Here is a 20,566-nt window from a genome sequence, read left to right as displayed (position 1 = left end):
CAGCGCCCCCGCGCAGCCGCCCGCGAACGGGCGGGCGCGTGTCCGCCGGGTCACGACAGACCCGTGGTTACGAACCGGTAGTTCACATTCCACCGGATTTCCGAGCCGCCGCACGAGGGAAGGCTCACCGAGTGGACCCCGGCCGGCCGTGCCATCCGCCAGCCGAGTGAAAGCGGGCTGGAGCGCACCTGCCCGCGCCCGGTTCCCCCGCCGCGAAACGGATACAAAGGACAAAATCCCGCAAAGCATCACAAGCCCAGGTGAGCCCATGATCGGTCGCATCCCTGTTCTGGACATCCGCCCGCAGATCGATTGCGGCCGCCGCCCGGCGAAGGCCGTGGTGGGCGAGACCTTCGAGGTCTCGGCCACGGTCTTCCGAGAAGGCCATGACGCGGTCGCGGCCAATGTGGTGCTGCGCAACCCCGCCGGCCGCTGCGGCCCCTGGAACCCGATGCGGGAACGGGCCCCCGGCACCGACCGGTGGAGCACCGAGGTCACCCCGGACCTCGAGGGCCGCTGGACCTTCACCGTCGAGGCCTGGTCCGACCCGCTGGCCACCTGGCGCAAGCACGCCTCGATCAAGGTCCCGGCGGGCATCGACACCGAGCTGGTGCTCGCCGAGGGCGCCGAACTGCACGAGCGGGCGGCCGTCGACGTCCCCAAGAGCGACGGCCGGGAGGCGGTGCTGGCCGCCGTGGACGCGCTGCGCGACCGGGACCTGCCCGCCGCCGCCCGCCTCGCCACGGCGCTCGCCCCCGAGGTCGTCGAGGCGCTGGACCGCCATCCGCTGCGCGAACTGCTCACCGTCTCGCGCCCGATGCCGCTGGTCGTCGAGCGCCGGCGGGCCCTGTACGGCTCGTGGTACGAGCTCTTCCCGCGCTCCGAGGGCGCCGTCGTCACCCCCGCCGGCACGGCAGTCAGCGGCACCCTGCGCACCGCCGCCGAGCGGCTGCCGGCCGTCGCCGCGATGGGCTTCGACGTGGTCTACCTCCCGCCCGTCCACCCCATCGGCACCGCCTTCCGCAAGGGCCCCAACAACGCCCTTTCGGCCGGCCCGGACGACGTCGGCTCCCCCTGGGCCATCGGCTCGGCGGCCGGCGGCCATGACGCCCTCCACCCGGACCTGGGCACCTTCGAGGACTTCGAGCACTTCGTGCGGACGGCCCGCGACCTGCGGATGGAGGTGGCCCTGGACTTCGCGCTGCAGTGCTCCCCCGACCACCCCTGGGTCACCCTGCACCCGCAGTGGTTCCACCACCGCCCGGACGGCTCGATCGCCTACGCCGAGAACCCGCCGAAGAAGTACCAGGACATCTACCCCGTCGCCTTCGACGCCGACTTCCGCGGGATCGTCCGCGAGACCCAGCGGCTGCTGCGCTTCTGGATGGCCAAGGGCGTACGGATCTTCCGGGTGGACAACCCGCACACCAAACCCGTGGCGTTCTGGGAGAAGGTGATCGGCGAGATCAACCGCACCGACCCGGACGTGCTCTTCCTCGCCGAGGCGTTCACCCGCCCGGCCATGCTGCACACCCTCGCCCAGGTCGGCTTCCAGCAGTCCTACACGTACTTCACCTGGCGCAACACCAAGCAGGAGCTGACCGACTACCTCACCGAGCTGTCCGGCGAGTCCGCCGCCTATCTGCGGCCCAACTTCTTCGTGAACACCCCGGACATCCTCAACGCCTACCTCCAGCAAGGCGGCCGCCCCGCCTTCGAGATCCGTGCCGTGCTGGCCGCCACCCTGTCCCCCAGCTGGGGCGTCTACGCCGGATACGAGCTCTGCGAGTCGACGCCGGTACGCCCCGGCAGCGAGGAGTACCTCGACTCGGAGAAGTACCAACTCAAGGCCCGCGACTGGGATGCGGCGGCGAAGCAGGGGCGTACCATCGCCCCGCTGATCACCGCGCTCAACCGCATCCGCCGCCGGCACCCTGCCCTGCAGCAGCTGCGCAATCTGCGCTTCCACCAGGTCGACAACGAGGCCGTGCTGGCGTTCTCCAAACGCGCCGGGCACGGCGAGGGGTCCGACACGGTGCTCACGGTGGTCAACCTCGACCCGCACCACACCCACGAGGCGACGGTGTCGTTGGACATGCCGGAACTCGGCCTCGGCCGGCACGAGTCCTTCCCGGTGCGCGACGAGCTCACCGGCGATACCTACCACTGGGGCAGGGACAACTATGTGCGCCTGGAGCCGGGCCGCTCACTGGCGCCCGCCCATGTGCTGTCGCTGCGACCGTCCTCACCGATCGGAGGGTCACCCAATTGATCGTCAATGAGCCAGTCCCCGACACGTTCGAGGACACCCCGGCGAAGGACCGCGATCCCGACTGGTTCAAACGGGCCGTCTTCTACGAAGTCCTGGTGCGCTCCTTCCAGGACAGCAACGGCGACGGCATCGGCGACCTCAAGGGCCTCACCGCCAAGCTCGACTATCTGCAGTGGCTGGGGGTGGACTGTCTCTGGCTCCCGCCGTTCTTCAAATCCCCGCTGCGGGACGGCGGTTACGACGTCGCCGACTACACCGCGGTGCTCCCGGAGTTCGGCGATCTGGCGGACTTCGTCGAGTTCGTGGACGCCGCGCACCACCGCGGCATGCGGGTCATCATCGACATGGTGATGAACCACACCAGCGATCAGCATCCGTGGTTCCAGGAGTCGCGCACCGACCCGGAAGGCCCGTACGGCGACTACTACGTCTGGGCGGACGACGACAAGCAGTACGCCGACGCGCGGATCATCTTCGTCGACACCGAGGCCTCCAACTGGACCTTCGACCCGGTCCGCAAGCAGTACTACTGGCACCGGTTCTTCTCCCACCAGCCGGACCTCAACTACGAGAACCCGGCGGTCCAGGAGGAGATGATCTCCGCCCTGCGGTTCTGGCTGGACCTGGGCATCGACGGCTTCCGGCTGGACGCGGTGCCGTACCTCTACGCGGAGGAGGGCACCAACTGCGAGAACCTGCCCGCCTCGCACGCCTTCCTCAAGCGGGTCCGGGCCGAGATCGACGCGCACTACCCGGACACCGTGCTGCTGGCCGAGGCCAACCAGTGGCCGGAGGACGTCGTCGACTACTTCGGCGACTATGCCGTCGGCGGCGACGAGTGCCATATGGCCTTCCACTTCCCGGTCATGCCGCGCATCTTCATGGCGGTGCGCCGCGAGTCGCGCTACCCGGTATCGGAGATCCTCGCCAAGACCCCGGCGATCCCGTCCGGCTGCCAGTGGGGCGTCTTCCTGCGCAACCACGACGAGCTGACCCTCGAAATGGTCACGGACGAAGAGCGCGACTACATGTACGCGGAGTACGCCAAGGACCCGCGGATGCGCGCCAACATCGGCATCCGCCGGCGACTGGCCCCGCTGCTCGACAACGACCGCAACCAGATCGAGCTCTTCACCGCCCTGCTGCTGTCGCTGCCCGGCTCGCCGATCCTTTACTACGGCGACGAGATCGGCATGGGCGACAACATCTGGCTCGGCGACCGCGACGCGGTACGCACCCCGATGCAGTGGACGCCCGACCGCAACGCCGGATTCTCCTCCTGCGACCCGGGCCGGCTCTTCCTGCCGACCATCATGGACCCGGTCTACGGCTACCAGGTCACCAATGTCGAGGCGGCGATGAGTTCCCCCTCCTCGCTGCTGCACTGGACCCGCCGGATGATCGAGATCCGCAAGCAGAACCCGGCGTTCGGGCTCGGCAGCTACACCGAGCTGTCCTCCACCAATCCGGCGGTGCTGGCCTTCCTGCGCGAGTCGCCGGGCACCGGCGGCGCGGACGACGACCTGGTGCTGTGCGTGCACAACTTCTCGCGGTTCGCCCAGCCGACGGAGCTGGACCTGCGCTCGTTCAGCGGCCGGCATCCGGTGGAGCTCATCGGCGGCGTCCGCTTCCCGGCCATCGGTGAGCTGCCGTACCTGCTGACGCTGGCGGGCCACGGCTTCTACTGGTTCCGGCTGCGCAAGAACTCCGCCTAGCCCCGGGGCCCTGACCGGGCACGGGCGCCGAGCATCCCGCCCGTACGCGGCCGCATGGCGCGTACGGGCGTTTTTCGACCTTTCGCTCGGGCAGTCTCCCTACTAACGCACGGCCGGGCGAACCATCGCCGGTCCCCCGGCTCGGGAGGGTGACCGCCGCACGGCGGAAGCGCGCACGCCAAAGACACTCCCGAAGCCGCTCCCTTCGGGGGGACCCGCACCGCCTCCGTACGGGGGTACCGCCACCGCGCCACCGCATAGTGAAGGCCGCATTCCGGGACACTTTGCCCTACCTGTCGTGTGCCCGGGGAAAGGACGCGACGCCATGTCGGACACCGCCCCGACCCGTGCCACCCGTAACACCCCTGACCGCCGCCCGCTCGTGACCGCCCCCGATCTGCTGTCCTCGCTGGTCCCGCTGCTCGCCGAGTGGGTGCCGCACCAGCGCTGGTTCGCCGGCAAGGGGCGGCCGCTGACCGGGTTCACGCTGCTCTCGGCCACCGAGCTGCTGCCGTGCACCGGCGCGGGCACCACTCCGGGGCTGCTGCAGTTGCTCGTGCGTGCCCAGCAGAGCGCCCCGCCGAGCCGTACACCGGCCGGCGGCGACTGCTACCAGCTTCTGCTGGGGGTGCATCCGGCGCCGGCACCGCAGCTGGCACCGGCGGTGATCGGCCGGCCGGGGGGCGGCCCGCTGCGCGGCCGTACGGTCTACGACGCGCTGCTGGACAACCGGCTGTGCGGGCTGCTGCTGGAGCGGCTGCGGGTACCGGGACGGCTCGGCGGGCTGCGGTTCTGCCGCGAGCCGCGGGTGGACATCCCCTCCGGGCTGCCGGCCAGGCCGATCGCCGTCGAGCAGTCCAACTCCTCCATCGTCTTTGGCGATTCGTTCATCCTGAAGGTCTTCCGGCGGGTCGAGCCGGGCGTCAACCCGGATCTGGAGCTGCCGCGGGCGCTGGCGGACGCCAAGTGCGCGCGGGTGCCGGCGCCCGCCGCGTGGTTCGAGTCGGCGACCGCCGAGGAGAGCGGCGAGGCGACGACGCTGGGCGTGCTCCAGCCGTTCCTGCCGGGGTCGGCGGACGGCTGGCAGCTGGCCCGGGGCGCGCTGGCCGTACGCGCCGACTTCACCGGCTCCGCGCGGGCGCTCGGGCACGCCACCGCGGAGGTGCACACCGCGCTCGCCCAGACACTGCCGACCACCGAGCTGCACCGCCCGCAGCTGGAGGTGATCGCCGCCCAGATGATCGAGCGGCTGGAGGCCACCGCCCGCGCGGTGCCCGTGCTGCAGCCCTACCGCACCCGGCTGCGCACCGCCTTCGACGCGCTGGCCGCGATGGGCCGAGACGGCCGCGGCTGGGCCGCCCAGCGCATCCACGGCGATCTGCACCTGGGGCAGACCCTGCGCTCCGCCGACGAGGGCCGCTGGTCACTGATCGACTTCGAGGGCGAACCGGCCCGCCCGCTGGCCGAGCGGCGGCAGCCGCAGCCGGCCGTGCGCGATGTCGCGGCGATGCTGCGCTCCTTCGACTACGCGGCGCGCGGCGGACCGGCCGGCGGGGACCCCTGGGCGCTGGAGTGGGCGCGGCGCACCCGTGCCGCCTTCTGCCGGGGCTACGCCGAGGCCGGCGGGCTCGATCCGCGCTCCGCGCCCGAACTGATGCGCGCCTACGAGACCGACAAGGCCGTCTACGAGGTGCTCTACGAGGCCCGCCACCGGCCCGACTGGCTGGCCGTCCCGATGGCCGCCGTCCGGCGGCTGGCGGCGGGCGGGGAGCCGGCCGTGGGGGCCCACCCTTACGACTCGCCGTGATCCCCACCCACCCCACGCCCCACCGACTTCCCGCCCCGAGGAGGCCCTCTCGTGACCGCCCGCCCGTCTCCCTCCACCGGACCGCCGCCGTCCGGCCGTACCCCTTCCGCCCCCGCACGCACCAAGCAGGCCGCGGCGACCGGGGCGGCCGCCGGGCCCGAGGCCCGCTCCCGCGCCGGCAACACCAAGCCGCCGGCCGGCACACACGGGGTGCGGCCCGCCGCCCCACTGCCCGAGGAGGACCGCGCCCGGCTGCTGGGCGGCGCACATCACGACCCGCACGCGCTGCTCGGCGCGCACCCCGTACGCGGCGGGCTGCTCATCCGCGCCCTGCGGCCGCACGCCCGGAGCGTCACCGTCGTGGCGAAGGGGCTGCGCGCCGAGCTGCCCCCCGAGGGCGACGGGCTGTTCGCCGGAGTGCTGCCGCTGCGCACCGCCCCGGAGTACGAGCTGCTGGTCGACTACGGCGAACACACCCTGACCGTCCACGACCCCTACCGCTTTCTGCCCGCGCTCGGCGAGCTGGACCTGCACCTGTTCGGCGAGGGCCGGCACGAGCAGCTGTGGCAGGCGCTCGGCGCGCGGACCATGGAGCACCAGGGCGTGACCGGCACCCGCTTCACCCTCTGGGCGCCCAACGCCCGGGGCGTCCGGGTCGTCGGCGACTTCAACTACTGGGACGGCACCGCCGGCCCGATGCGGTCGCTGGGCTCCTCCGGCGTCTGGGAGCTCTTCCTGCCCGGCATCGGCGCCGGCGAGCTGTACAAGTTCGAGATCACCCGGCCGGACGGGTCCCGGACCGTGCGCGCCGACCCGATGGCCCGGCGGACCGAGTGCCCGCCCGCGACCGCCTCGGTGGTGGACGAGTCGCACTTTCGCTGGCAGGACGCCGACTGGATGGCCCGGCGCGGCAGGCGGCCGGTGCACCAGGCGCCGTTCTCCGTCTACGAGGTGCATCTGCCCTCCTGGCGGCCCGGCCTCACCTACCGCCAGCTCGCCGAACAACTTCCGGTGTACGTGAAGGACTTGGGGTTCACCCACGTCGAGTTCATGCCGGTGGCCGAGCACCCCTTCGGCGGTTCCTGGGGCTATCAGGTGACCGGGTTCTACGCGCCGACCGCCCGGATGGGCACCCCCGACGACTTCCGGTTCCTGATCGACGCGTTGCACCGGGCCGGGATCGGCGTCCTGATGGACTGGGTGCCGGCGCACTTCCCGCGCGACGACTGGGCGCTGGCGGAGTTCGACGGCCGCCCGCTCTACGAGCACCAGGATCCGGCCCGGGCCGCGCACCCGGACTGGGGCACCCTGGTGTTCGACTACGGCCGCACCGAGGTCCGCAACTTCCTGGTCGCCAACGCGGTGTACTGGTGCGAGGAGTTCCATATCGACGGACTGCGGGTGGACGCCGTGGCCTCGATGCTCTACCTCGACTACTCGCGCGAGGACGGCGGCTGGACGCCCAACGTCCACGGCGGCCGCGAGGACCTCGACGCGGTGGCCTTTCTCCAGGAGATGAACGCGACGGTCTACCGCCGCTGCCCCGGAGTCGTCACCATCGCCGAGGAGTCCACGGCCTGGGACGGCGTCACCCGCGCCACCCACCACGTCGGGCCCGGCGGCTTCGGCGGCCTCGGCTTCGGCCTGAAGTGGAACATGGGCTGGATGCACGACTCGCTCGGCTATGTCTCCAAGGAGCCGGTGCACCGCAAGTACCACCACGGCGAGATGACCTTCTCCATGATCTACGCCTACTCCGAGAACTATGTGCTGCCGATCTCCCATGACGAGGTCGTGCACGGCAAGCGGGCGCTGGTGTCGAAGATGCCCGGCGACTGGTGGCAGCAGCGGGCCAACCACCGGGCCTACCTCGGCTTCATGTGGGCCCACCCGGGCAAGCAACTCCTGTTCATGGGGCAGGAGTTCGCCCAGGGCGCGGAGTGGGCGGAGAGCCACGGCCCGGACTGGTGGCTGCTGGACTCCTCCTACGAGGCGGAGCCGGACCACCGCGGCGTACGCGATCTCGTCCGCGACCTGAACCGCCGGTACGCGGCCGCCCCCGCCCTGTGGGAACGCGACACCGATCCGGCCGGCTTTTGCTGGATCGACGGCGACGCGAGCGAGGACAACGTCTTCTCCTTCCTGCGCTTCGCCGCCGACGGCTCCCCGCTGATCTCGGTCAGCAACTTCTCCCCCGTCGTGCGCCACGCCTACCGGCTCGGGGTCCCCGACGACATCCCCGCCTGGCGCGAGGTCCTCAACACCGACGACTCGCGCTACGGCGGCAGCGGCGTCGCCAACCCCGACCTCCTCAAGACCGAACCCACCCCCTGGAACGGCCGCGGCTCCTCCCTCACGACCGTCCTCCCCCCGCTGGCGACGCTCTGGTTCACCCCGGCCTGAGCGCCTCTCCGCTGCGCTTTGCTGCGGCCGACTCGTCTGCTTTCGCGCCGTTGCGCCTGCGGCGGGCGGTTGTTTGTCGGCTGCGGCCCCGTGGTGGTTGTTCGCCGTTGCGCCTGCGGCGGGCGTGGTGTTGTCGGCTGCGGTGACAGCCCTACGGACTCCGGCCTACGGTCTGTCCCCTCCCGTGGGTGGATGGTGAACAGGCCGGTGGGGGCGGGCCCCGTCCGTCGACTACCGGCACACGAACGCCGACGTTCACCCCCACCGGTCTCCTCTTCCCCCACTCACGGGAGGGGGCGGACCGCAGGACGAAGTCCGGAGGGCCGCACCCGCTGCCGAAAACGCCCCGCGCAGCGGCACCAGCCCGCCGCAGGCGCAACGGCGCGAAAGCCAGACAAGTCGGCCGCAGCAAAGCGCAGCGGAGGGGCCCGCCGCAGGCGCCACGGCGCGAAACCACCACGGCGGGAAAGCCAAAAACGTGGGAAGCCAAGCCAAGCGCAGCGGAAACCTAGACCTTGGCCGACTCCTTCGCGCCCCCGTCGCGCCGTTCGGCGACCTCCGCGCCGAGCGGCTCGGCATGGGCGTCGTCGACCAGCGTCTTCTCGTCGAACGGGATCCGGCCGGCCAGCACCTCGGCCGCCCTGGCCTTGTCGATCTCCTTGGTCCAGGTGCCGACCAGGACGGTGGCCACCGCGTTGCCCGCGAAGTTGGTCAGGGCGCGCGCCTCGCTCATGAAGCGGTCGATGCCGACGATCAGGCCGACGCCGTCGACCAGTTCGGGGCGGTGCGACTGCAGGCCGCCGGCGAGCGTGGCCAGGCCCGCACCGGTGACCCCGGCCGCGCCCTTCGACGCGATGATCATGAAGACCAGCAGCGAGATCTGCTGGCCGAGCGAGAGCGGCTTGCCCATCGCCTCGGCCACGAACAGCGAGGACATCGTCAGGTAGATGGCGGTGCCGTCGAGGTTGAAGCTGTAGCCGGTCGGGACGGTGATGCCGACCACCGGCTTGCTGACGCCCAGGTGCTCCATCTTGGCGATGAGGCGGGGCAGCGCGGACTCCGAGGAGGAGGTGGACAGGATCAGCAGGAACTCGCGGGCGAGGTACTTCAGGAGGATGAAGATGTTGATCCCGGCGACCAGCCGGAGCAGCGCGCCGAGCACCACGAGCACGAACAGCAGACAGGTGACGTAGAAGCCGACCATGATGATGGCCAGGGACTTCAGCGCGTCCAGGCCGGTCTCGCCGACCACCGCCGCGATGGCGCCGAAGGCACCCACCGGCGCCACCCACATGATCATGGCCAGCACCCGGAAGACCAGCTTCTGGACGTGCCCGATGCCGCGCAGCACCGGCTCGCCCGCCGAGCCCAGCGCCTGCAGGGCGAAGCCGACCAGCAGCGCCACCAGCAGCGTCTGCAGTACCTCGCCCTGGGTGAAGGCGGAGACCAGCGTCTTGGGGATCATGCCGAGCAGGAACTCGGGGAGCGACTCGCCGCCGCCCTCGGTCTGGGCCTGGCCCGCGTGCCGTACGGTCTCGGTCAGATGCAGCCCGGAGCCGGGCTGCAGGATGTTGCCGACGACCAGGCCGATGGCGAGCGCCACGGTGGACATCACCATGAAGTAGCCGAGGGCCAGTCCGCCCACCGCGCCGACCTTGGCGGCCTTACGCACCGAGCCGACGCCCAGCACGATGGTGCAGAAGATGACCGGCGAGATCATCATCTTGATCAGGTTCACGAAGCCGGTGCCGAGCGGCTTGAGCTGGACCGCCACGCCGGGGGCGGCGAAGCCCACGATGATGCCGAGCAGCACCGCCCCGATGACGGCGATGTAGAGGAAGTGGGTCCGGTCCCGCTTGGCCGGCGCTCTGTCCTCGGTGGTGCCCCCGGACGGCGGGGTCTGTGCAGCCACGGCTGCCTCCTCGGGTCTACGGCTCTGCGCCTGATCTGGGCCCCCAGGCCGTTCAGGCACTGGGGGGAGGCTCGGCGCACGACAAGTCCCGGCGACTATGCACGCCCGTGTGGCGCCCGTCACCCTTACGTGCATTTCGTTCACGCAAAAGTGACCGTGCAGACTGTTCCGCATGCGACTCCCCCGACCCCGGCCGCCCCGCCGGCTGCGCGGCCCCCGCAGCCTCGCCGGGCAGCTCTTCGCGATGCAGGTCGTGCTGGTGGCGGCGGTCGTCGTGGGCTGCGCCGTCTTCGCGTACGTCAGCGCCGGCCGGCAGGCGGAGGAGACCGCGCGGCGGCAGGCGACCGCGGCGGCCACCGCCGTCGCCGACTCCCCGGCCGTCGTCGCGGCGGCCCGCGCCAAGGACCCCACCGCGGCGCTCCAGCCGTACGCCGAACGGCTGCGGCGCGATGCGGGCGTCGACTTCGTGGTGGTGATGGCGCCGGACGGCACCCGCTGGACGCACCCGGAGCCGTCCGCGATCGGCGGGACGTACCTGGGGCACATCGGCCCGGCACTGCGCGGCGAGATCTTCCCCGAGACGCACATGGGCGTGCTCGGCCCGTCCGTGCGGGTCGTCGCGCCGGTCCACGACCCGCGGCGCGGCGGGAGGATCACCGCGCTGGTCAGCTCGGGGATCACCATCGAGACGATCAGCGAGCAGCTGCGCGACCAGGTCCTGGCGCTGGTCGGGGTGGCGGCCGCGGCGCTGGCGCTCGGCGGCGCCGGCACGTATGTGATCAACGCCCGGCTGCGGCGGCACACGCACGGGATGAACGCCCAGGAGCTGAGCCGGATGCACGACTACCACCAGGCCGCGCTGCACGCCGTGCGCGAGGGGCTGCTGATGCTCGACGGGCAGCGCAGGGTCGCCCTGATCAACGACGGCGGACGGGAGCTGCTGGGGCTGCCGGGGGACGCGGTGGGAAGGCCGGTCACCGAGCTGGGACTGCCGCAGCCGCTGGCCGAGGCGCTGCACTCGCCCGGCCCGCGGGTCGACGAGCTGCATCTGACCGGCGAGCGGGTGCTGGTGGTCAACTCCTCCCCGATCTCCGGCGGCGAGCAGCGCGGCAGCGTCGTGACCCTGCGCGATCACACCGAACTCCAGGCGCTGTCGGGCGAGTTGGACTCGGTACGCGGCTTCGCCGAGGCGCTGCGCTCCCAGGCCCACGAGGCCGCCAACCGGCTGCACGCGGTGGTCTCGCTGATCGAGCTGGGGCGGGCCGAGGAGGCCGTGGAGTTCGCCACCGCGGAACTGGAGCTGGCACAGGCGCTGACCGACCAGGTCGTCGGCGCGGTCGCCGAGCCGGTGCTCGCCGCGCTGCTGCTCGGCAAGGCGGCGCAGGCCAACGAGCGCGGCGTCGAGCTGGCGCTGACGCCCGACAGCCGGATCGACGACGGGCTGCTGCCGCCCGGCCTGCCGGCCCGCGATCTGGTGACGGTGCTGGGCAACCTCCTCGACAACGCCATCGACGCCGCAGCCCCGACGCAGGGACACGGCGCCGGCGCGCCGCCGCGGGTGCGGGTCACCGCGCGGGCGGCCGGCGGCGAGCTGCTGCTGACGGTGGCGGACAACGGGCCGGGGGTGGCCGCGGACGACACCGAGGAGATCTTCCGGCGCGGCTGGACCACCAAGCAGCCGGCCCCCGCGCCCGACCGGGGCCCCGGGCACGGCCACGGCCTGGGCCTGGCCCTGGTCCAGCAGGCGGTACGGCGCAACGGCGGCACCCTCGCGCTGGACCACGCACCGGAAGGCGGCGCGCGGTTCACCGTACGGCTGCCGCTGCGGACGGAGGCGACGGCATGAGCGGACCGACGGATGGGGGCCGCCCGGCCGCGAGAGGATGTGCCCGGTGAGCCCCTCCGAGATCCGGGTCCTGGTCGTCGAGGACGACCCGGTGGCCGCCGCCGCGCACGCCCTGTACGTGGGGCGGGTGCCCGGCTTCGCCGTCTCCGGCACCGTGCACTCCATGGGCGACGCCCGCCGCCACCTCGACCAGCACGCCGTCGACCTGCTGCTGCTGGACCTGTACCTGCCCGACGGCCACGGCCTGCAGCTGGTGCGTACGCTCCGGGCGGCCGGGCACACCGCCGACATCATCGCGGTCACCTCGGCCCGCGATCTGGCCATGGTGCGCGAGGGCGTCTCGCTGGGCGTGGTGCAGTACGTGCTCAAGCCGTTCACCTTCGCCACCCTGCGCGACCGGCTCACCCGCTACGCCGAGTTCCGCGCCACGACCGGCGAGGCCAGCGGCCAGGACGAGGTGGACCGGGCGATCGCCGCGCTGCGCGCACCGCGCCCGGCCGCGCTGCCCAAGGGCCTGACCGCTGCCACCCTGCGGGCGGTGACCGATGTGCTGCGGGCCTCCGGCAGCGGGCTGACGGCGACCGAGGCGGCCGCCGACGTGGGTATCTCCCGGATCACCGCCCGCCGCTACCTCGAACACCTCGTGGAGAGCGGCCGGGCCGCCCGCGCCCCGCAGTACGGCCAGGTCGGCCGCCCCGAATTGCGCTACCGCTGGTCGGGGCATTGACCCACTGTGATCGGTGACTTACTTTCAGCTGGCAGTACACCGTGGCCAGTTGACCGTCGCCGTTGACCGTGGTTCGTCGCTGGAGGTCGTGCCGTGCGCCCCACCGCCCCGCTGATTCTGCTCGCCGCCGCCGTCGTGGCCGCCGGTACGCTCACCGCCTGCGGCGGCGGGTCCGGGAGCGACGGCGACACCGTCAAGGTCGCCTTCATCAAGGACACCAACGCCAAGGTCACCGTCCGGGACGACTACATCCGCCTGGTGGCCCGGCAGTTCGAGAAGGCCAACCCCGGCAAGAAGGTCCGGCTCATCCCGATCCAGGCGTCGGAGAACGACTACTACACCAAGATCCAGCAGATGATGCGCTCCCCGAGGACCGCACCGGACCTGGTCTACGAGGACACCTTCCTGGTCAACTCCGATATCAAGGCGGGGCTGTTGCGGCCGCTGGACCCCTACCTCGACGGATGGGACGACTGGCGGCGGTTCCAGCCGGCCGCGAAGGCCGCGGCCAGGGGCCAGGACGGCAAGACCTACGGCGTCCCGGACGGTACGGACACCCGCGGGCTGTGGTTCAACAAGAAGATCTTCAAGAAGGCCGGACTGCCCGCCGACTGGCGGCCCCGGAACTGGGCCGAGGTTCTTCACGCCGCCCGGACCGTCAAACGCGAGGTCCCCGGGGTCGTCCCGCTGAACGTCTTCACCGGCAAGGGCGCGGGCGAGGCCGCCGTGATGCAGGGCTTCGAGATGCTGCTGTACGGCACCGGCGAGCACCAGCTCTACGACCCGGCGAGCAAGAGGTGGGTCACCGGCACCAAGGGCTTCAAGGACAGCCTGACCTTCATCGACACGGTCTACAAGGAAGGGCTCGGGCCCGAGGTCTCCGACGCCCTCAGCCCCAACATCCAGACGAACGTGGCCGCCGAGCTGCTGCCCGAGGAGAAGCTCGCGATCGACCTCGACGGCTCCTGGCTGGGCCAGCAGTGGCAGAAGACGGGCGGCGGCAACCCCTGGCCCGAGTGGTCGACGACGCTGGGCCAGGCGCCGTTCCCCACCCAGCACGGCGCGCCGCCCGGCAAGGTCAGCCTGGCCGGCGGCTGGACCTGGTCGGTGCCCCAGAAGGCCCAGCAGCCCGAGCTGGCCTGGAAGTTGATCAAAACCTTCCAGACGCGGGCCAACGCGCTGGAGTGGTGCGTACGCGGCGCGCAGATCGCGGTCCGCAAGGACGTCGCGGCCGATCCGCGGTATCTGAAGTCCGTACCCGGCATCGGCTTCTTCACCGGCCTGGTCGAGATCAGCCGGTACCGGCCGGCGCTGCCCGCCTACCCGAAGGTCGCCGCGGCGATCGGCGAGGCGATGGAGGCGGTCACCGCCGACGACGCCTCGCCGGAGAAGGCCGCCAAGGACTACGACCAGGCGCTCGGGTCCCTCGTGGACGGCCGGACGGTCGCCAAGCCATGACGGCCGGCGCCGCCGCGCGGGCCGCGGCCGCCGCCCGTACGCCTCGTGCCGTCCCGGTGCGCGGCCGGCTGCTGCGCTGGTCCCCGATCGTCCCCGCCACCGTCCTGCTGCTGCTCTTCCTCGCCGGCCCGATCGGCTACTGCGTCGGGATCGCCTTCACCGACACCCAGCTGACCGGCCAGGAGTCGGCGTCCTTCGTCGGGCTGGCCAACTTCCGCCACGCCCTGGGCGATCCGGCGTTCCGCAACGCGGTGGTGCTCACCCTGGTCTTCACCGTGCTCTCCTCGATCCTCGGGCAGAACACCCTGGGGCTGGCGCTGGCCGGCCTGCTGCGCCGCGCCTCGCGGCCCGTACGGTCGCTGACCGGCGCGATGGTGATCACCGCCTGGGTCCTGCCGGAGATCGTCGCGGGCTTCTTGCTCTACACCTTCTTCGAGCGGCGCGGCACCCTCAACGCCCTGCTGGAGTGGCTCCATCTGCCCACCCAGAACTGGCTGTTCACGCTGCCCGTCCTGGCCGTGTCGTTCGCCAACGTCTGGCGCGGTACGGCGTTCTCGATGCTGATCTACTCCGCGGCGCTCTCCGGGATCCCGCGGGAGGTCACCGAGTCCGCGGAGGTCGACGGCGCGGGCGGGCTGCGGCGGCTGTGGCACGTCACGCTGCCGATGATCCGCCGCTCCATCGGCACCAATCTGATGCTCAACACCCTGCAGACGCTCTCCGTCTTCGGCCTCATCTGGGCGATGACGCGGGGCGGCCCCGGAGGCCGCAGCCAGACGCTGCCGGTGTTCATGTACGACCAGGCGTTCATGAAGTCGCTGATCGGCTACGGCACCGCGGTGGCACTGCTGTTGCTGCTGGTGGGCGCGTTGTTCTCGGTGGTCTATCTGCGCCTGCTGCGCGAGGAGGTCTGAGCCGTGCCGCTGCCCCGCCGGGTCCGCCACCGGATCGCCGCCGACGCCGGAGCGCTCACCGCGGCGGCGGCGTTCGCCGTGCCGCTGGTCTGGCTGGTGCTGTCGTCGCTGGACGCGGAGGCGACGCTGCGGGTGCGGATCCCCACGTCCCCGACGACGGCGAACTTCTCGGCGGTGCTGACCGACGAGATCACCTTCACCCCGATGCTCAACAGCCTGCTGATCTGCGGTGGGGCCACGCTGCTCACGGTGGTCTGCGCGGCGCTGGCGGCCTATCCGCTGTCCCGCTACCGCTCGCGCTTCGCCCGTCCGTACCTGCTGACGATCCTGTTCGCGACCTGCCTGCCGATCACCGCGGTGATGGTCCCGGTCTACGGGCTGTTCGTGCAGGTCGACCTGATCGACACCCGTTACGGCACCGCGCTGTTCCTGGCCGCCGCCCAACTCCCGTTCGCCATCTGGCTGACGAAGAACTTCATGGACGGGGTCCCGAAGGTCCTGGAGGAGGCGGCGTGGACGGACGGCGCCTCCTGGCAGCAGACGCTGCTGCGGGTGATCCTGCCGCTGATGGGGCCAGGTCTCGGCGTCGTCGCGATCTACACCTTCATCATGATGTGGGGCAATTTCTTCGTGCCCTTCATGCTGCTGCTCTCGCCGGAGCAGCTGCCCGCTTCGGTGAGCATCTTCAATTTCTTCGGCAATTACGGCGCCATCGCCTTCGGTGAACTCGCGGCATTTTCGATCCTTTACTCGACACCGGTCGTCCTGCTGTACATCCTTATTTCGCGGCGATTGAGCGGCGGCTTCGCGCTCGGCGGGGCGGTGAAGGGCTAGTGAAGGCCGGTGAAACTTCCGTGACCTCGACGGCGCCGGCGAGCGGTGCGATGCCGAAAATCGGCTCCCTGCCGACCGGGTAAAACCGGCCAGCTAGTAGCTTCCTACGACATTCAACCTTGGCTATCCGCACCATAGGTATTCAGCCACTCCGTCACTTACCGTGTGCCGGTGAACACGCACGCCGCAGAGCCGCGCCGGCCCCCCTTCAACGCCGAGGCCGCCCGCCGCTTCCGCGAGAACCTCGGCATGACCCCCGCCCATGTCGCCTACGGAATTTGGGCCGCCTTCGGAATACAGATATCGCCGGCGACGGTGGCGTCCTGGGAATTGGGGGAGGCCGCCCCCACCGAGTCCGAGCTGACCGCGCTCGCCGGCGCCCTGTGGTGCGCGCCCGGCGACCTGCTGGGCGCGCCGGGCACCCTGCGCGAATACCGCCTCGCGCACGGCCTGTCCCCGGACGGCCTGGCGCTGGCCGTCGGCATGGACCAGGCCGCGTACGAGCGGCTGGAGGCCGGCGGGACCTGGCGCGGCAACGACCGGCAGGCCGCGGCGCTCGCCCGGACGCTCCAGCTGCCACTGCCCGCGCTGCTCCGCTTCACCGGCCGCGCCGAGAAGCTGACCGAGCTGCTGACCAGCGCCGTCACCACCCGCTGGCAGGCCTACGTCCGGCCGGTCGGCAAGCTCACCTCCCTCCCCAAAGAGGACGTCCAGGACGTCCTGCAGGAGCTGCACGCCGACTATCAGGCGTCGATGGCGGCTACGCTCAACTGGGGCGGCGGGGGCGGCACCGAGGTGTCCGGGCAGGCGGGGCGCGCCTTTGTGGACGACATCCTGGCCGAGTTCTGGAAGCGGGTCGGCCAGTAGCGGCCCCGGGGATCCGGGGCATCCCCGAGGGATCATGTCGGCCCCAGGGCGGAGCGGCGTCCCCCCAGAGAATGACGTCGGGGGCGGTGATGGCACTTCCGGCCGGTGCGACTTTCGGTCCTCCCGGCTGAGGTAGGCGCTGACCTGCACCGAAAGAATGGGACGGTCGAATCGTCCGTCCCCTTCCCAGGAGTACCCGTGTCCCACGCGGCAGCCGTTCCCGGCTTCCCCACGTCCACCCGCGGCACCGCCGCCGTCGCCGCCCGCGCGACGGATCTGAGCAAGGTCTACGGCCAGGGGGAGACCCGTGTCGTGGCGCTGGACTCCGTCTCGGTCGAGTTCGGCAAGGCCCGGTTCACCGCCATCATGGGCCCGTCCGGCTCCGGCAAGTCGACGCTGATGCACTGCATGGCGGGCCTGGACACGATCTCCGCCGGCTCGGCCCGGATCGGCGACGTGGAGCTGGCGTCCCTCAACGACAAGCAGCTGACGCGGCTGCGCCGGGACAAGATCGGCTTCATATTCCAGGCGTTCAACCTGCTGCCGACGCTCTCCGCACTGGAGAACATCACGCTGCCGATGGACATCGCGGGCCGCAAGCCCGACCGGGAGTGGCTCAGCGCCGTCATCGAGACCGTCGGGCTGTCCGGGCGTCTCGCCCACCGGCCGGCGCAGCTCTCCGGCGGCCAGCAGCAGCGGGTCGCGGTCGCCCGGGCACTGGCCGCCCAGCCGGAGATCATCTTCGCGGACGAGCCGACCGGCAACCTCGACTCCCGCTCCGGCGCCGAGGTGCTGGGCTTCCTGCGGGAGTCGGTGCGGGCGATGGACCAGACGGTGGTGATGGTCACCCATGACCCGGTCGCGGCCGGCTATGCCGACCGGGTGGTCTTCCTCGCGGACGGCCGGATCGTCGAGGAGCTCCACGAGCCGACCGCGGACGCCGTCCTCGACCGGATGCGGCTGTTCGACGCCAAGGGCCGGACGAGCTAGCCGGGGGCCGAACGAGCCCACGCGGGCGCCGCGCGCCCCCCGCCGTGCCCCGGGCGCGGCCCTTCATCCCGAGAACCGGACCCAGGACTGACACCACCACCATGCTCCGTACTGCCCTGCGCAACGTCCTTGCGCACAAAGCCCGATTGATGATGACCGCGCTGGCGGTCCTGCTCGGCGTCGCCTTCGTCGCCGGCACCCTCATCTTCAGCGACAGCGTCGGCGAGGCCGTCAAGAACGCCTCCGCCAAGAACCTCAAGGACGTGGCCGTCTCCGTCCAGGCCACCGACAGCGGCCCCGACGCGCCCGATGCCGCCGCCGCGGAGAAGGACGGCAAGCGGGCCACCGCCCTCGACGACAAGCTCGCTGACCGTATCCGCGCACTGCCCGGCGTCGCCTCCGTCCGCGCGAACGTCACCGGCGAGGCCACTCTCGCCGGCCCCGACGACCAGCCCGTCGGCAACGGCTGGCAGAACCGCGCCGTCAACTACCAGCCGGGCAAGGACGGCAAGGACGCCCGCTATCCGCTCCTCCAGGGCCGCGGGCCGGCCGACGGCGGCGAGATGGCGCTGGCCGAGAGCACCGCGAAGGCGGCCGGCGTCAAGCTCGGCGACACCGTGCGGTTCGCCACCGACGGTCCGGTGCTGAAGAAGAAGCTGGTCGGCCTCGTGGCCAGCGACGATCCGCAGGTGACCGCGGGCGGCAGCCTGGCGCTGTTCGACACCGCCACCGCGCAGAAGCTCTACCTCCACCCCGGCCAGTTCGACGAGCTGGTCGTGGCCGCAGCGCCGGGCACCGACGAGCGGGCGCTGACCGCGAAGGTCCGCGAGGTGCTGCCCAAGGACCGGGCCGAGGCGACCAGCGGCGCCGAGCTCGCCGCCGAGCAGTCCCGGATGATCGCCGCGCAGAACAGCGCGCTGAGCAAGACGCTGCTGACGTTCGCCGGTATCGCCCTGTTCGTCGGGGTGTTCATCATCGCCAACACCTTCACCATGCTGATCTCCCAGCGCAGCCGCGAGATCGCGCTGCTGCGCGCGGTCGGCGCCTCGCGCCGGCAGGTGGTGCGCTCGGTGCTCGCCGAGGCGGCGCTGCTCGGCCTGATCTCCTCGGTCGTCGGCTTCGCGCTCGGGCTCGGGATCGCGGTGGGGCTGCGGGCGGTGCTGGACGCCAACGGCGCGGGCTTCCCGGACGGGCCGGTCGTCATCAGCCCGTCCACGGTGGGCGCCGCGCTGGCGGTGGGCGTCGTGGTGACCGTACTGGCCGCCTGGCTGCCGTCCCGCAAGGCGGCGAAGATCGCGCCGGTGGAGGCGCTGAGCAGCGTCGAGGCGCCGCCCGCGATGCGCAGCCTGGTCCTGCGCAACACCATCGGCGCGGTGATCACCGGGCTGGGCGTCGCGGTGATGTTCTATGTCTCCACCCTGAAGTCCGGTGACGATCTGCCGATCGCCATGCTGGGCTCGATGCTGACGCTGGTCGGCGTGATCATCCTGGCGCCGCTGCTGTCCCGTCCGCTGGTCTCGCTGGCCGGCCTGGTCACCACCCGGCTGTTCGGGATCGGCGGCAAGCTGGCCAAGGAGAACGCGCTGCGCAATCCGCGCCGTACGGCGGCGACCGGGTCCGCGCTGATGATCGGGCTCACCCTGATCACCGGGATGACGGTCGTGGGGCACTCCGCCCAGCTGGGCATGGACAAGATGGCCGCCAACGGGGTGAGCGCCGACTACAAGGTGACGACCTCGACCTATGTCGGCCTGGACCCCGCCCTGTCGAAGAAGGTCGCGAAGGTGCCGGGCGTGGCGGCGATGGCCCCGCTGCGCGGCACGGGCTTCAGCACCGGCGACGGCGCCCCCGGCGACGGCGGCTTCGGCTACCTGCGCGGCACCGACCTCACCCAGATCGACAAGGTCGCCCGGCTGACCTTCACCCAGGGCTCGCTGGACGCCGTCCGGGCCGCCGGCGCCATCGCCGTCTCCGAGAAGGGCGCCAAGGAGCACGGCTGGCGCGTCGGGGACACGGTGAGCGTCAGCTTCGACGAGAAGAAGAAGACCAAGCTGAAGGTCGCCGCCGTCTACAAGGAGAACGAGGCGCTGGGCGAGACCTTCGGCGATGTGTCGCTGGTCGACCCGCATCTGTCCCGGTTCAAGAACGAAGAACTGCTGGTCAAGGCCACCGACGGCACCTCCCCCGCGCTGGTCGCGGACATCCGGCACGCGCTCGGCGACAGCCCGCTGCTGAAGGTCCAGAGCCGCGAGGACCTGCGCAAGGAGAACGCCGGCCAGATCGACACCGTCGTGAACATGGTCTACGGGCTGCTGGGCATGGCCGTCATCATCGCGGTGGTCGGCGTGGTCAACACCCTGGCGATGTCGGTGTTCGAGCGGACCCGGGAGATCGGGATGCTGCGGGCGATCGGCCTGGCGCGCAGCGGCATCAAGCAGATGGTGCGGCTGGAGTCGGTGGTCATCTCGCTGTTCGGCGCGGTGCTCGGCATGGGCGTGGGGATCTTCCTGGCCTGGGCCGGCGGCAGCCTGGTCGGCTCGTCGTTCCCGACGTACGAGATGGTGCTGCCCTGGGGCAGGCTGGGGCTGTTCCTGCTGATCGCGCTGGTCGTAGGGGTGCTGGCGGCGCTGTGGCCGGCCCGCCGGGCGGCCCGGCTGAACATGCTGGAGGCGATCGGGGCGCAGTAGGGCCCCACGTGCGACGGCGGGGGGGGGGGGCCGCCGGGGGGGGGGGGGGGGGGGGGGGGGGGTGTGGGTGGGGGGGGGGGGGGGGGGGGGGGGGGCGGTTGGGTGGGTCGGGGGGGGGGGAGGGGAGAACCATA

General features: G+C 71.7%; 13 protein-coding genes. 12 read left to right on the top strand and 1 reads right to left on the bottom strand.

What is annotated here, in order from left to right; all coding sequences use genetic code 11:
• Positions 1-268: 268 nt before the first annotated feature.
• From ACZ5XZ_RS04855 to glgB, 4 genes are all read left to right on the top strand, one after another.
• Entirely contained in the window at positions 269-2,272 is a 2,004-nt protein-coding gene (locus ACZ5XZ_RS04855; RefSeq protein WP_468974674.1) for an alpha-1,4-glucan--maltose-1-phosphate maltosyltransferase, read from the top strand.
• Positions 2,269-3,987: a maltose alpha-D-glucosyltransferase gene (gene treS / locus ACZ5XZ_RS04850; protein ID WP_468974673.1), complete on the top strand. Its 1,719-nt coding sequence runs from the start codon at positions 2,269-2,271 to the stop codon at positions 3,985-3,987. Before ACZ5XZ_RS04855 ends, treS begins: the two co-directional genes overlap by 4 nt.
• A 325-nt stretch (positions 3,988-4,312) precedes the next feature.
• Positions 4,313-5,794, top strand: a complete 1,482-nt coding sequence (locus ACZ5XZ_RS04845) for a maltokinase N-terminal cap-like domain-containing protein (protein ID WP_468974671.1) — start codon at positions 4,313-4,315, stop codon at positions 5,792-5,794.
• Positions 5,795-5,845: 51 nt separating this feature from the next.
• Positions 5,846-8,197 carry a 1,4-alpha-glucan branching enzyme gene (gene glgB, locus ACZ5XZ_RS04840; RefSeq protein ID WP_468974669.1) on the top strand — a complete coding sequence of 784 codons (2,352 nt, stop codon included), beginning with the start codon at positions 5,846-5,848 and terminating at the stop codon, positions 8,195-8,197.
• 508 nt (positions 8,198-8,705) lie between these two features.
• Here glgB and ACZ5XZ_RS04835 read toward each other — a convergent pair.
• On the bottom strand, positions 8,706-10,109 hold the full coding sequence (locus tag ACZ5XZ_RS04835) for a cation:dicarboxylate symporter family transporter (protein ID WP_468974667.1): 1,404 nt from the start codon (positions 10,107-10,109) through the stop codon (positions 8,706-8,708).
• 172 nt (positions 10,110-10,281) lie between these two features.
• On the opposite strand from ACZ5XZ_RS04835, the gene ACZ5XZ_RS04830 reads away from it, so the two are divergent.
• The 8 genes from ACZ5XZ_RS04830 to ACZ5XZ_RS04795 all read left to right on the top strand — a co-directional run bounded on the left by ACZ5XZ_RS04830 (position 10,282) and on the right by ACZ5XZ_RS04795 (position 20,432).
• Complete coding sequence (locus tag ACZ5XZ_RS04830) at positions 10,282-11,955, top strand: sensor histidine kinase (RefSeq protein ID WP_468974665.1); 1,674 nt, start codon at positions 10,282-10,284, stop codon at positions 11,953-11,955.
• A gap of 37 nt (positions 11,956-11,992) precedes the next feature.
• Complete coding sequence (locus ACZ5XZ_RS04825; RefSeq protein WP_468974664.1) at positions 11,993-12,682, top strand: response regulator; 690 nt, start codon at positions 11,993-11,995, stop codon at positions 12,680-12,682.
• Positions 12,683-12,775: 93 nt separating this feature from the next.
• On the top strand, positions 12,776-14,140 hold the full coding sequence (locus ACZ5XZ_RS04820) for an extracellular solute-binding protein (RefSeq protein ID WP_468974662.1): 1,365 nt from the start codon (positions 12,776-12,778) through the stop codon (positions 14,138-14,140).
• Entirely contained in the window at positions 14,137-15,054 is a 918-nt protein-coding gene (locus ACZ5XZ_RS04815; protein ID WP_468974660.1) for a carbohydrate ABC transporter permease, read from the top strand. Before ACZ5XZ_RS04820 ends, ACZ5XZ_RS04815 begins: the two co-directional genes overlap by 4 nt.
• A 3-nt stretch (positions 15,055-15,057) precedes the next feature.
• A complete protein-coding gene (locus ACZ5XZ_RS04810) occupies positions 15,058-15,888 on the top strand; it encodes a carbohydrate ABC transporter permease (RefSeq protein WP_468974658.1) in 831 nt (276 codons plus the stop codon).
• Between the two features lie 165 nt (positions 15,889-16,053).
• Entirely contained in the window at positions 16,054-16,755 is a 702-nt protein-coding gene (locus ACZ5XZ_RS04805) for a helix-turn-helix domain-containing protein (RefSeq protein ID WP_468974656.1), read from the top strand.
• A gap of 198 nt (positions 16,756-16,953) precedes the next feature.
• A complete protein-coding gene (locus ACZ5XZ_RS04800) occupies positions 16,954-17,745 on the top strand; it encodes an ABC transporter ATP-binding protein (RefSeq protein WP_468974654.1) in 792 nt (263 codons plus the stop codon).
• A gap of 101 nt (positions 17,746-17,846) precedes the next feature.
• Positions 17,847-20,432: an ABC transporter permease gene (locus ACZ5XZ_RS04795; protein WP_468974652.1), complete on the top strand. Its 2,586-nt coding sequence runs from the start codon at positions 17,847-17,849 to the stop codon at positions 20,430-20,432.
• The last annotated feature ends 134 nt before the right edge of the window (positions 20,433-20,566 follow it).

The organism is Streptomyces sp. NPDC033270, assembly GCF_055576575.1.
Note: the sequence above shows the minus strand (reverse complement) of the source record. Positions and strands in the feature narration are given on the sequence as shown.

What these genes read in the sequence shown, in the direction of transcription:
- ACZ5XZ_RS04855 (WP_468974674.1), top strand. Translation starts at nt 269, where the DNA reads ATGATCGGTCGCATCCCTGTTCTGGACATCCGCCCGCAGATCGATTGC.
- ACZ5XZ_RS04845 (WP_468974671.1), top strand. Translation starts at nt 4,313, where the DNA reads ATGTCGGACACCGCCCCGACCCGTGCCACCCGTAACACCCCTGACCGC.
- ACZ5XZ_RS04830 (WP_468974665.1), top strand. Translation starts at nt 10,282, where the DNA reads ATGCGACTCCCCCGACCCCGGCCGCCCCGCCGGCTGCGCGGCCCCCGC.
- ACZ5XZ_RS04825 (WP_468974664.1), top strand. Translation starts at nt 11,993, where the DNA reads ATGTGCCCGGTGAGCCCCTCCGAGATCCGGGTCCTGGTCGTCGAGGAC.
- ACZ5XZ_RS04815 (WP_468974660.1), top strand. Translation starts at nt 14,137, where the DNA reads ATGACGGCCGGCGCCGCCGCGCGGGCCGCGGCCGCCGCCCGTACGCCT.
- ACZ5XZ_RS04795 (WP_468974652.1), top strand. Translation starts at nt 17,847, where the DNA reads ATGCTCCGTACTGCCCTGCGCAACGTCCTTGCGCACAAAGCCCGATTG.